11 protein-coding genes and 1 tRNA gene are annotated in these 12,251 nt (G+C 62.5%); 9 read left to right on the plus strand and 3 right to left on the minus strand.

Annotated features, from left to right (window positions below; translation table 11 throughout):
• Nucleotides 1-30 precede the first annotated feature (30 nt).
• The 4 genes from HMPREF1155_RS06695 (at nucleotide 31) to HMPREF1155_RS06710 (ending at nucleotide 5,156) form a co-directional block, all read left to right on the plus strand.
• Entirely contained in the window at nucleotides 31-1,077 is a 1,047-nt protein-coding gene (locus HMPREF1155_RS06695; protein ID WP_009078438.1) for a DUF5692 family protein, read from the plus strand.
• A gap of 235 nt (nucleotides 1,078-1,312) precedes the next feature.
• Nucleotides 1,313-3,139, plus strand: a complete 1,827-nt coding sequence (locus HMPREF1155_RS06700) for an NAD(P)-binding protein (protein ID WP_009078489.1) — start codon at nucleotides 1,313-1,315, stop codon at nucleotides 3,137-3,139.
• The gene (locus HMPREF1155_RS06705; protein ID WP_009078316.1) at nucleotides 3,133-4,854 is read left to right on the plus strand and encodes a [FeFe] hydrogenase, group A; all 1,722 of its coding nucleotides are present in this window, start codon (nucleotides 3,133-3,135) and stop codon (nucleotides 4,852-4,854) included. The genes HMPREF1155_RS06700 and HMPREF1155_RS06705 overlap by 7 nt, the downstream gene beginning before the upstream one ends.
• 225 nt (nucleotides 4,855-5,079) lie before the next feature.
• Nucleotides 5,080-5,156 (plus strand) — tRNA-Pro (locus tag HMPREF1155_RS06710).
• Between the two features lie 146 nt (nucleotides 5,157-5,302).
• Here HMPREF1155_RS06710 and HMPREF1155_RS06715 read toward each other — a convergent pair.
• Nucleotides 5,303-6,631: a putative ABC transporter permease gene (locus HMPREF1155_RS06715; RefSeq protein WP_009078144.1), complete on the minus strand. Its 1,329-nt coding sequence runs from the start codon at nucleotides 6,629-6,631 to the stop codon at nucleotides 5,303-5,305.
• A 214-nt stretch (nucleotides 6,632-6,845) separates the two neighbouring features.
• Here HMPREF1155_RS06715 and queF point away from each other — a divergent pair, with 214 nt between their 5' ends.
• The 3 genes from queF to HMPREF1155_RS06730 all read left to right on the plus strand — a co-directional run bounded on the left by queF (nucleotide 6,846) and on the right by HMPREF1155_RS06730 (nucleotide 8,996).
• Complete coding sequence (gene queF, locus HMPREF1155_RS06720; protein ID WP_009078501.1) at nucleotides 6,846-7,367, plus strand: preQ(1) synthase; 522 nt, start codon at nucleotides 6,846-6,848, stop codon at nucleotides 7,365-7,367.
• Entirely contained in the window at nucleotides 7,364-8,170 is an 807-nt protein-coding gene (gene queC, locus HMPREF1155_RS06725) for a 7-cyano-7-deazaguanine synthase QueC (protein ID WP_009078374.1), read from the plus strand. The genes queF and queC overlap by 4 nt, the downstream gene beginning before the upstream one ends.
• 103 nt (nucleotides 8,171-8,273) lie before the next feature.
• Nucleotides 8,274-8,996 (plus strand): queuosine precursor transporter, encoded by a 723-nt coding sequence (locus HMPREF1155_RS06730; RefSeq protein WP_009078242.1) that lies wholly within the window; start codon nucleotides 8,274-8,276, stop codon nucleotides 8,994-8,996.
• A gap of 144 nt (nucleotides 8,997-9,140) precedes the next feature.
• Here HMPREF1155_RS06730 and HMPREF1155_RS06735 read toward each other — a convergent pair whose 3' ends face one another.
• Nucleotides 9,141-9,764 (minus strand): hypothetical protein, encoded by a 624-nt coding sequence (locus tag HMPREF1155_RS06735; protein WP_009078586.1) that lies wholly within the window; start codon nucleotides 9,762-9,764, stop codon nucleotides 9,141-9,143.
• A gap of 175 nt (nucleotides 9,765-9,939) precedes the next feature.
• Nucleotides 9,940-10,917: a cation diffusion facilitator family transporter gene (locus HMPREF1155_RS06740; RefSeq protein ID WP_009078561.1), complete on the minus strand. Its 978-nt coding sequence runs from the start codon at nucleotides 10,915-10,917 to the stop codon at nucleotides 9,940-9,942.
• Between the two features lie 236 nt (nucleotides 10,918-11,153).
• Between HMPREF1155_RS06740 and pyrE the strand changes: the two genes are divergently transcribed.
• Together pyrE and HMPREF1155_RS06750 are read left to right on the plus strand one after the other, a co-directional pair.
• Nucleotides 11,154-11,840: an orotate phosphoribosyltransferase gene (gene pyrE / locus HMPREF1155_RS06745; RefSeq protein ID WP_009078459.1), complete on the plus strand. Its 687-nt coding sequence runs from the start codon at nucleotides 11,154-11,156 to the stop codon at nucleotides 11,838-11,840.
• A gap of 5 nt (nucleotides 11,841-11,845) precedes the next feature.
• Complete coding sequence (locus HMPREF1155_RS06750) at nucleotides 11,846-12,199, plus strand: arsenate reductase family protein (RefSeq protein ID WP_009078276.1); 354 nt, start codon at nucleotides 11,846-11,848, stop codon at nucleotides 12,197-12,199.
• The last annotated feature ends 52 nt before the right edge of the window (nucleotides 12,200-12,251 follow it).

Raw genomic sequence — 12,251 nt, forward strand, 5'->3', positions numbered from 1 at the left:
AGGCGGATGAGAACAGAAGGGAGGACAGCTATGCTGTTCCAAGTGTATGGCGACAACGCCATATTCCAATGGATCGGATGGGCCATCGTGTTCATCGGCCTTATCCTCTTGAATGAATTCGCCCGTCGTTCCAAGACCGGCGGAATCATCATGTTCGTGGCGCTGCCGATCGCGATGACGATTTACTGCATCGCCGTCACGGTGGGAGCAGCGGGCGGAGCCGAATGGGCCGTCAACAACCCGACGGTGCTCTTCCAGAACGGCTGGTTCCACTACGCCAAAGTCTATGCGGCGCTGACCGGCTGCATCGGCTTCATGATCATCAAGTACCATTGGGGGCGCTTGGGCAAAGCGACCTGGTTCAAGGCCTTCCCGTTCGTCATCGTGGCCATCAACATCCTGATCGCCGTCGTGTCCGACTTCGAGAGCGCCGCCCATTACTTCTCCGGCGATTACTTCCTGCTCGACAACGGTTCGGCCGCCTGGGTGACCTCCGAGCATGCCACCCAGCTCTGCGGCTGGCATAACGTCTTCAACGGCGTCGCCGGCCTCATCAACATCTTCTGCATGACCGGCTGGTGGGCCGTCTACACGTCCAAGAAGAAGGATGACATGATCTGGGCCGACATGACGTGGGTCTTCATCATCTCCTACGATTTGTGGAACTTCTGCTACACCTACAACTGCCTGCCCAACCACGCGTGGTACTGCGGCTTGGCGCTGCTGCTCGCCCCTACCGTCGCCAATGCGCTCTGGAACAAGGGCGGCTGGATCCAGAACCGCGCCAACACGCTTGCCATCTGGTGCATGTTCGCCCAGGTGTTCCCGCAGTTCCAGGATTCCTTCCCCGAGCTCGGCTTCGACAGCGTCTTCGCCGTCCAGTCGACGCTCAGCACGTCCACCAACACCACTGTGTCCGTGATCGCCCTGATCGCCAACATCGCGGCCATCGCCTACATCGCCTACCGCGCCAAGAAGCTCGGCGTGAACCCCTACAAGCATGAGGTCTTCACCGGCACCCGCGATCACAACCAGGCTCTTGAGCGCATCGCCGAAGGCGAGCTGCCCGCAGCCTAAGGACTCGCGCGCACGATCGCCGGACCTTCATCCGGAGTCGTGCGCGAAGAACCGCTCCGAGAGGCGCCGCATCGCAGCGGCGCCTCTTTTCATGCGCCCGTGCGAATATGCGCATTCGCATCGCGTCCGACCATCCCCCGTTAAAAATACGTATCAAAGCGCATCACGTTACGCGGACGTACGCTGTTCGCGTATCATGCGACGGATAGCGACCACACCATGACCAAGGGGGATCATGAGCAGACTCGCAATCTTCGCGCCTACGGACGCCGATCGCGAAAGCCGCGTCATCACCGATTCGGCCATCCGCAGGCTCAACGTCTCAGGCAACGCCAACTGTCCTATAGAGGCCGCCGCAGGCTTCTTCAGCCTCTGCGCATCGCAGAGCTGCGGCAAGTGCACGCCCTGCCGCATCGGGCTCCGCCGGCTGACCGACGATCTGGAAAACATCCTCGAAGGCAAAGGTGGCGAAGGCATCGTCGATCGCCTGATGGACACCTGCCAGGCCCTCTACACGACATCCGACTGCGCGATCGGCTTTCAAGCCGGACGGATCGGTCTTGCCTTCGCCGACCTCATCAAGGAAGATGCCGAATCGCACCTCGAGCGCGGCATCTGCCAGCAGCGTTTCACATCGGTGCCCTGCGTCAAGGGCTGCCCCACGCATATCGACATCCCGGCCTACATCGACCTGGTGCGCGCCGGGCGCTATGCGGATGCCGTGCGCGTCATCCGCAACGACAATCCTTTCCCGAGCGCCTGCGCATTCGTGTGCGAGCATCCGTGCGAAGCCACCTGCCGTCGCGGCATGATCGATGCGCCCATCAACATCCGCGCCATCAAACAGCACGCGGTGTTGACGGCAGGATTCGTGCCCGCTCCGGCGAAGGCGCCTGCCACCGGCAAGCGCGTCGCCATCATCGGCGGCGGCCCGAGCGGCCTTTCGGCAGCATACTACCTGGCGCTCATGGGCCATGACGTCACGGTATTCGAGCAGAACGACCACTTGGGCGGCATGATGTACTACGGCATCCCGCGCTACCGCCTGCCCGCCGAGAATCTGGACTACGATATCGACGCGATCCTGTCGCTCGGCGTGGAAGTCCGTTACAACACCAAGGTCGGCGTGACCGTCACATGGGAAGAAGTGGAAGGATCGCACGACTGCGTGTTCGTCGCCATCGGCGCGCACCACTTCCGCGACCTCGGTATCGACTACGCCACGCGCGAAGGGGTTTTCTCGGCCGTGCAGTTCCTGCATCGCTCGTCGTCCGGCCGCCCCATAGACATGGCCGGCAAAGACGTCGTCATCGTGGGCGGCGGCAACGTGGCCATGGATGCGACGCGCACGGCCAAGCGTCTGGGCGCCGCCAGCGTGCGCTGCGTCTATCGCCGCCGCAAGAAGGACATGACGGCGCTTCCCGAAGAAGTGAACGCCGCCGTCGAGGAAGGATGCGAGATCGTCGAGCTCATGTCGCCCGTGCGCGTGGACGCCGGCACCGACAAGCCTATCCGCCTCGTCGTCCAACCGCAGATGCCCGGCCTCTATCGGGGCGGACGTCCCGGTACCAAGCCGACGAGCGCCGAGGAGACCGCATTCGAATGCGACTTTTTGATCGAGGCGATCGGGCAGGTCATCGAATACGAGTACTTCACCTCCAAGGGATTGCCTGCGGAACGCGGCCACTTTCAGGCCGACGAACACGGACGCGCCGTCGGCATGGACAAGGTATTCGTCGGCGGCGACTGCGAAACCGGTCCTTCGACGGTCATCCGCGCCATCGATGCAGGCAAGGCCGTCGCGGCGAATATCGATGCCTTCCTCGGCTTCCACCACGACGTCTACGACGAGGTGGAGATCCCGCCCGTATCATTCGATTCCAAGCTCGCCTGCGGGCGCGTGAACATCCGGGAGCGTTCGGTCTTCGATCGCGCGCACGATTTCGACGGCGTCGAGATACCCCTGCGCGATGAGGAAGCCGAGCAGGAATGCAGCCGCTGTCTGCGCTGCGATCACTACGGCATGGGAACGCTGCGCGGAGGGAGGCCCGTCAAATGGTAAGGCTCACGATCGACGGCACGCCCGTCAGCGTCCCCGAAGGGACCACCATCTTGAACGCCGCGCGAGAAGCCGGCATCACCATCCCGACGCTCTGCGAGCTCAAGGGATTGAACGAAATAGGCGCCTGCCGCGTCTGCGTCGTGAAAGTCGAAGGAGAAGACCGCTTTCCCGCCTCGTGCACCACCCCGGTCGCCGAAGGCATGGAGGTACGCACGAACACGCCCGAAGTCGTCACCGCGCGCCGCAGCAATGTGAAGATGATCCTGTCCGAACATCGCAGCGAATGCACGAGCTGCCTGCGCGCCGACACCTGCGCGCTGCAGCAGATATCGCGCGATTTGGGAGCGTGGAACCTCCCCTTCCCTTCGAACCAGACGAAGGCCGGCGACTGGGACCACGATTTCCCGCTGCGCCGCGATTCGTCCAAGTGCATCAAATGCATGCGTTGCGTGTCCGTCTGCGAAAAGAACCAGCATTGCGCCGTATGGGATTTCACGGGCACAGGCCCGCATATGAAGGTCACGGTGCGCGAGGGCCTTCCTATCGCAGATGCCGGCTGCTCGCTGTGCGGCCAGTGCATCACGCACTGCCCCACCGGAGCGCTCACGGCGCGCACCGACATCCACCGCGTCATGGAAGCGCTCATTGACCCGACCGTCGAAACGGTGGTGCAAATCGCGCCTGCCGTACGCACGAGCTGGGGAGAAGGCGTCGGGCTTGATCGCACGCTCGCGACGCAGGGCCGCATGGCGGCCGCCGCGCGCCGCCTCGGATTCGACCGCGTCTTCGACACCGACTTCGGCGCCGACCTCACCATCATGGAAGAGGCGAGCGAATTCGTCGAATACGTGAAGGCGGGCAAGAAGCGCCCGATGTTCACATCGTGCTGCCCAGGCTGGGTGCGCTTCGCCCTCCAGCACTATCCCGACTTCGCCCCGCAGCTGTCCACGTCGAAATCGCCTCATCAGATGCTGGGCGCCACGATCAAGAACACGCTTCGCGAGCAGGCGGAAGCCGAAGGGCGGAAGCTGTTCACCATCTCCATCATGCCGTGCGTCGCCAAGAAGTACGAGGCCGGCGTGCCGCAGCTTTCGACCGAGGGCGGAACCGACGTGGATGCCGTCCTGACCGTGCGCGAATTCGACCGCATGCTGCGCATGTTCAGCATCGACTGCGCGTCGCTGCCCGAAGAGGGGTTCGACCATCCCCTCGGCACGTCGACGGGCGCGGGCACGATCTTCGGGCGCACGGGCGGCGTGATGGAGGCGGCGTTACGCACGGCGGCCTACCTGATAACGGGAACGACATTGCCGATCGAAGCGACCGACTGCACCGCAGCGACGCCCGAGGAGCCTTGGACATCCAAGACGCTCGATGTCGGCGGCATGGAGGTGCGCATCGCGATCGCAAGCGGGCTCGAAAACGCCTCGAAGCTGCTCGACGCTTTGGCGGCCGACGAGGTCGAGTTCGACTTCGTCGAGGTCATGGCCTGCCCGGGCGGCTGCGTCGGAGGCGGCGGGCAACCGATCGCCTTCAATCAGGAACTCGCGAAGGAACGCGCTGCGGTCCTGAACGCGCTGGACGGAGCGGACGTGCTGCGCATGTCGCACGAGAACCCGGATGTGCAGAAGCTCTACGCCGACTGGATCGGCGAGCCCCTTTCGCCGACGGCCGAGGCGTGGCTGCACACCGACCAGCTCGCATGGGATATATAAGGGCACCGTGGCCGATGAATCGGCCGATGCCGCCGACATGCCTGCCGGCCTCGCACCTGCACGGGAATGGAGGCTTTACGCCAAAGGCCCCTGCGATCAGCGACGTGCGGGGCTGCAAGCCGACTCGAAGCTCGACTTATGCTGGTTTTGAAAATCGGTCTTGAGCCGTACGATTCGAAACGGTAGAATACTTCCTTGCGTCAAGCAGACGCATGAATTGCATATCGGGTGATGGCGCAGCTTGGTAGCGCACTTGACTGGGGGTCAAGGGGTCGCAGGTTCGAATCCTGTTCACCCGACCATGAAACTGCAGACGGGAGACCTAAGCGTCTCCCGTCTTTGATATACGGAACCATTCCGCGATTCTATTCGGAACGCTTCGGCGCATGGCTTCCAAAACCAGAACCCGACGAAATCGGAGCATCCTCTCGGCGCATAGCGGACGGCGTCAGTCGCCGCGCACGGCGGTTTCGGGATCGATGGCCATCGTCTGGAAGCGATGCTCCATGAAGGCATCGTCAAATCGATCGTCGCAGAACCGCTCGATCTCGGTATTCGTCTGAATGCCGGCAAGCCGGTTGAACCAGCTGTCGAGCGCGACGAGCGTCAGGCCGCAATCGACGATCATGACCGCTGCGCAAAGCGACGTTGCCGCGTACCGCCAGTTCCAGGGGATGCGGTTGATAAGCCTGAGGATTCGCGGCAGGGCGAGCTTCACCCACGCCAAGCCGAGCAGCCCCCACATGGTCATGTAGAACCCGTTCGTACGTCCGCCGATCGAAAGGAAGGTGCCCGTGTAATCCCAAGACGTAATGCCGAACGCCATCTGCATAAGCCAGCTGACGGAAAACTCGAATGCGCCGCCGATCACGGCTGCGACCAGGAAGATGATCAAGGGGTTTTTCCGATAGAAGCGGTTGAGGGCGATCGTGATGAGCACGGCGCCCACGCCGTATATGATGGAAAACGGCCCGAACACCGTCGCCGCGCGATCCTGCCATTCTCCATACAGCGCCAGATGGTAGACCGTCTCAAGCCCGAGCCCCACGACGCTGCAGATCGTGAATATCCAGAACAGGTTGATGAAATTGAGCGCGATGTAGCCGCGTCCCGTTTCATCGCGTCCGATCGTCCCCTCTTCCGCCTGCGAACGCGCATCCATGTCGCGCAGACGGCGTTGAAGCTCTCGCTCCTGCGCCAAAGAAGGATCCATATAGCTTGACAGCGTGACGAGGAAGAGCGCGACGCCGACCAGGAAAAGCGCGATCCAGTCCATGCCGAGAAGCATGACATAGCTTGCGGCAACCACGAAATCGACGCCGGTCATCGCATAGGCAAGCTCCGCCGCCAGACGCCGCTTGCTGCGCAGAAGCCTCACTCCCAGCAGCACGAACATCCCGATAAGCACCGCCGCCGACACCAGGTTCACGATGACCACGACCAAGGTGACCGTCGACCAGGTCTCGAAACGGCCCAGGGCGAACCTCACGAAGGCGCGCAGGATGAAGAAGACGAGGGGAACGACGACCGCGGTTCCCACAACGATGCTGAGTATGCCGAAAACGCGCAGGGCAAGCGGCGTCCGCCCTGCCTGCGAGGAAGGCACATCGCGCGCGCCCGCGATCTCGGACAGGATGAAGTCGGGCGCTTCTCCCAGGCGCATGCGTTCCCGCACGCTGCGAAAGCCTCTGCGACCGGACCGCGCGTCATCGGCATGCTCGGAGGATCCATGCGGACGTCCAGCCTCGGTCGACCTCGTCCGTGCTTCCCCTGCCATGCATCTTCCCTTCGTTCCCGCGCGACGGCGCGCACATTCCCGATCCCTATGGGCACGCCGGGCTTCATCGTGCTCGGCATCTGCGTTCCCCTTATTCTATCGCCTGTCGCACGCGCATTCCGGCATAGGGCATGCAATGCACACACCGTCCGTCCACGCGTCCTGCACGGCCCGACGCTAGAATGGATGGCGACACGGACATGAAAGGAGCTCCATGACGCCTACCGAAGCCGCCGCCAAAACGCGCGAGCACGAAGCCGAAGGCATCACCCTGCTCGGCAACCAGCACGCATCGTACCCGAACGATTACGACCCTTCGGTGCTGGAGACGTTCGAGAACGCGCATCAGGACCGCGACTATATGGTCACCTTCCGCTGCCCCGAGTTCACGACGCTCTGCCCCATCACCGGCCAGCCTGACTTCGCCACGCTCTACATCAACTACATCCCCAGCGTGCGCATGGTCGAGAGCAAGTCGCTCAAGCTCTATCTGTTCAGCTTCCGCAACCATGGCGACTTCCACGAGGATGTCACCAACATCATCATGAACGATCTGGCAAAGCTCATGGATCCGAAGTACATCGAGGTCCGCGGCATGTTCTATCCGCGCGGAGGGATCTCCATCTATCCGTTTGCGAACTGGGCGAATCCGAAGTTCGGCTACCAGGACGTCGCGGTATCGCGCATGTTCGCGCAGCTGTCCGACCTCGACCGCGGCGACGGTGCCCGCGCATGAGCGGGCAATCCAAGATGACGGAAAACGCCCCGGCCGCAGCTTCGCTGCCCGTCTCCGGCGGGATGCATGCCTCGTCGCCCACGTGCCCGACCCGCGCGCTCGTGCTGTCGAGCGGAGGCATCGATTCCACCACCTGCCTGGCGCTTGCCGTCGAACGCTTCGGCACGGCGAACGTATCCACCGTTTCCTTCTTCTACGGGCAGCGCCACCGTAAGGAACTCGACGCCGCACAGGCCGTCGCCGAACGCTACGGCGTCGCGCATTACGTGCTCGACATCGCGAGCGTGCTTCGTTATTCCGACAACGCGCTCATGGCGGGCAGCGCGCAGGATGTCGCACGCGGCACCTACGCCGACCAGAAGGATGCGGCCGGACGTCCGAACACCTACGTGCCCTTCCGCAACGGGCTCATGCTTTCCGCCGCAGCCGCTCTGGCCGCATCGCTCTATCCCGACGAGGTCTGCGCCGTCTATCTGGGCGCGCATGCCGACGATGCGGCAGGCGACGCCTACCCCGACTGCTCGCCCGCCTTCACGGACGCCATGGCCGACGCGATGCGCATCGGCACCTACGGCAACGTGATGCTTGAGGCGCCCTTCGTGAACGACACCAAAGCGGGCGTCGTTGCCTGCGGTCTTGAGCGGAGAGTTCCCTACGAGCTCACATGGTCATGCTATGAGGGCGGCGATGTCGCCTGCGGCACGTGCGGAACATGCCTCGACCGCATCGCGGCGTTTCATGCGAACGGCGCGGAAGACCCGATTCGCTATTCCTCCGCACCGAACGGCGCATCTGCGCTATAATCCGGCATCGCGCCCCTTCGCGGGCGCAATGGAAAAGCCCGATCCCGGCGGCACCGGGAGGTTGTTCGAAACCATCCAACCTAAAAAAACTAAGGAACCCTTCATGAAGAGAACCAATGAGAACCTGCTACTCTGCGCGATGGTCTTCGTCGTCGCCCTCGTCATCTCAAACGTCGTGACGGGCAAGACCATCCAGACGGGCATTCCCCTGTTCGGAAGCACCATCGTGCTTCCCGGCGCCGCGCTCTGCTACGCGATCACCTTCCTTATGACCGACGTCATCGGCGAGGTCTGGGGGCGCAAAGAAGCCCAGACGATCGTATACTGGGGATTCGCCGGTCAGCTTCTGGCAACGCTGCTCATCGTGTTCACGCAGCAGCTTCCCGCGGCCGACCCCGCCATGCAGACGGCCTACGATTCGCTGCTCGGGCAGAACGTCGTGTTCGTCATCGGCAGCATGGCCGCCTATCTCATGTCGCAGTCGTGGGACGTCTGGATCTTCCATAAGATTCGCAACCGCGTGCTCGGCGCTACCGCTAACCCGCGCTGGCGCTGGATATGGAACAACGCATCCACGATGACGTCGCAGATCATCGATACCGTCGTGTTCGTCGGCATCGCGTTCGGCATCGGGTTCGGCTGGCTCTTCGACTCGGCCATGCTTCCGCAGCTCGGCGCGATGATGGTCGGCCAGTACCTGATCAAGTTCATCCTCGCCGCACTCGACACGCCGTTCTTCTATCTGCTCACACGTCGCACGCATGCAGCCGCCGAAGGTTCGCTCCGAATCGAGGCGAAGACGCGCGCCGCGGCGGCAGAAGCGTAGCCTTCGTTTCCTCCGCATCGTATAGGTGCGGACCGAAAGACCGGTTCGATTCTGCGATCCGTCCGCCTGCTATGCGCATGCCGACAGTGCGCGCGCACGAGATTCCATCGGTCGGCCGGGCCTTCATCCAGCCGACCGATCTTCTTATCGAAGCGGCCGCATGAAGCCGATGAACGCTTCGCGATCGACCTTGGCCAGCATCTCGATCGCACGTGCGATCTCCGCATATGCGGGTGCCTCGAACAGGTCGCATTCAAGTGCCATCTGATGCAGGTAGCCTAGGTGGTCGACCAGGAAATTCATGGCGACCCCCGCGAAGCGCATCGCTCCTCGCGCATCGCCGGTTGCGCGCGCGTCTTCGCACGCGTTCAGCACGAACGCGAGGAATCGCAGTTCGTTCGCTATATGGCAGAACGGGAAGCTCGCGTTCGAACCCGTGAATCCCATGCTGTCGAACGTGCGCTTGATCGCGCTTTCCACCGAAAGAGGGTCGCCGACGTATCGGGATTCCTGAAGCAGATACGTTCCTTCGTCCTCAAGCGCATAGACGACGTCAAACTGTGCGGCCAGCGCATCGAGCGAAAGGATTGGAAAGGCCGATGCGTCCAGGCCCGCCGCTTCGAAGGCCGTTCGAAAACCCTTCAGCGCATCGGCGGCCGGTGCGGCATCGAGCAGGTCGGCCGCGCGTTCCTGAGCCAGCGCAAGCGCGCGGATGCGCGCCGAGACGGCTTCCGCATTCCTTTCATCGGTCATGATGCAATCTCCCATCGGCACCTCCGTGACGGAGCGTGCGAGCGTCTGTCTCTCGTGGAGCCGCAATTATAGGAGAGGAACGAACGCACTTCGACCGATCCCGCGCAACCCTGGAAGACACGTCGGCCGACGGCCCGATCGACATCCCGTAAACCGTATCGGATCCCGACAGAACCCGTCTTTCGCCTTGTTAGGAAGACGTCTTTTCGGTCTCGAGCGGCACATCGTCTTCGTGAAGCTCTTGGGCGGTAGCGGGCTCAAGATGCACGAGCACTTCGCGGATCTGGGGAATTCTCTCTTTGATGAGCGCTTCGGCGGCATTTCCGATCGCATGCGCGCGGCTGATGCTCATATCCGGATCGACCAGGATATGCAGATCCGCGAACACCTCGCCTTCGGGGCCGCGCGTACGGATGTTATGGCACGCCGCAACGCCTTCGATAGAGAGCACATACGACCTGATGCGCTCCGGATTCACACGAGCCTCGTCCGAAAGCGTCTCGGTCACGTCTTTCAGCACCGACAACGCCGTCGAGAAGATGGCGATGGTCACGACGAGCGCCGCTACGGCATCTGCCTCGGGAAATCCGAGCTTCACAAGCACGAGTCCCGCAATGACGCCTATGGAGACGAGCGCATCCGACAGCGTGTGCTTCGCGTCGGCATCGAGCACGGCGCTGCCGAGCGCCCTGCCCTGCCTTCGTTCATATGTCGTGACACCCAGATTGATGACGAGCGTGACCACCATCACGGCGAATGCGACAGGAGATGCCACGACATGGGACTCGCCGCTCATGAGCGACTGCACGGCGTTCCATCCTACCTCGTAGGCCGCGAACACGAGCAGCATCCCGATGAACAAGCTCGCGAACGTCTCGTACTTGGCATGGCCGTACGGATGGTCGCGATCGGCCGGACGGGCGGCGATGACGATGCCCGCCAGACCTACGACGTTTCCCGCCGAATCGAAGAGAGAATGGATGCCGTCGGCGCGCACGGATTCGGACGAAAACGCGCTGCCGCAGATGATCTTCGCCAAGGCGACGCCCAGGTTCAGAAGCAGGATCACGAGCAGCACGTGACGGATGCGCGCGCCTCTCTCGGCCGTCTCCATACGGACCTCCCCTTCTCCTGCCTTCGCACGTCGGCCCCCTTCGATCGCCTTCATGCGCCGCTCCCCCTTCGCCATGCCTCTGCATCGTCTCGACAGAACGCGAACCGCTCCTGCGCCTACTATAGTAAGATGGCAGCGCGCTTCAAGCGCAAGAAGACGCGCATGGCATTGAAATCACCTGAAAAAGGACCTGATGCACGATACATGAGCGTGTATACGCCGAAACGCGCACGGCGGTTCGCATGCCGTCGCGCCGCGCGTGCGGCGCACCCGACCCGAAAGGACGCACGATGGAGCAGTACAAGCAGGAATTCATCGAGTTCATGGTCGAAAGCGACGTCCTTAAGTTCGGCGAATTCACGCTCAAGAGCGGGCGCACCTCCCCGTTCTTCATGAACGCGGGCGCCTACGTCACGGGAGATCAGCTGCACCGCCTGGGAATCTACTATGCGCGCGCCATTCACGACGCCTTCGGGCTGGACTTCGACGTCGTCTTCGGACCGGCCTACAAAGGCATTCCCCTGAGCGTCGTGACCACAATGGCCCTGCATGAGCTCTACGGCAAGGAAGCGCGCTACTGCTCCAACCGAAAAGAGGCCAAGGACCACGGGGATGCCGGCATCCTGCTCGGATCGCCTTTGAAGAACGGCGATCGCGTCGTCATGGTCGAAGACGTGACCACCTCGGGCAAGTCTATCGAAGAAACCTATCCGATCATCACATCCCAGGCGGACATCGAGGTCAGAGGGCTTATGGTGTCGCTCAACCGCATGGAAGTCGGACGTGGCGGCACGATGGCCGCGCTCGACGAGGTGCGCGAGCGCTACGGTTTTCCCACCGCCGCCATCGTCGACATGGAAGAAGTCACCGCGCATCTGCACGGCCGTAAGGTCTGCGGGCGCGTCGTCATCGACGACGGCATCAAGGCCGCGCTCGATGCCTACTACGAACGCTACGGCGCCGTGAAGGAGGCATAGGCATCATGCTGTTCATCGAATACCCTAAGTGTTCCACCTGCAAGAAGGCGAAGAAGTGGCTCGACGATGCGGGCTTCGGCTATACCGACCGCCACATCGTGGAGGACAACCCGACAGCCGCCGAGCTTTCCGCATGGCAACGGATGAGCGGGCTTCCCATCAAGCGGTTCGTGAACACGAGCGGCATGCTCTATCGTGAAATGAAGCTCAAGGACCGTTTCGCGCACGCCGACGATGCCGAGATCATCGAGGTGCTGGCAACAAACGGCATGCTGGTCAAACGCCCTATCCTCATCAATGGCGACATCGTCTTGACCGGTTTCAAGGAACAGGTGTGGGCGGAGGCCCTGAAGGCATAGGATCCAAGGGCGCGCGAAAAAGCCCGCGCGCCCTCTTTCGACAGCACTCCGC

Source organism: Slackia sp. CM382 (assembly GCF_000293015.1).
Lineage (GTDB): Bacteria > Actinomycetota > Coriobacteriia > Coriobacteriales > Eggerthellaceae > Slackia > Slackia exigua.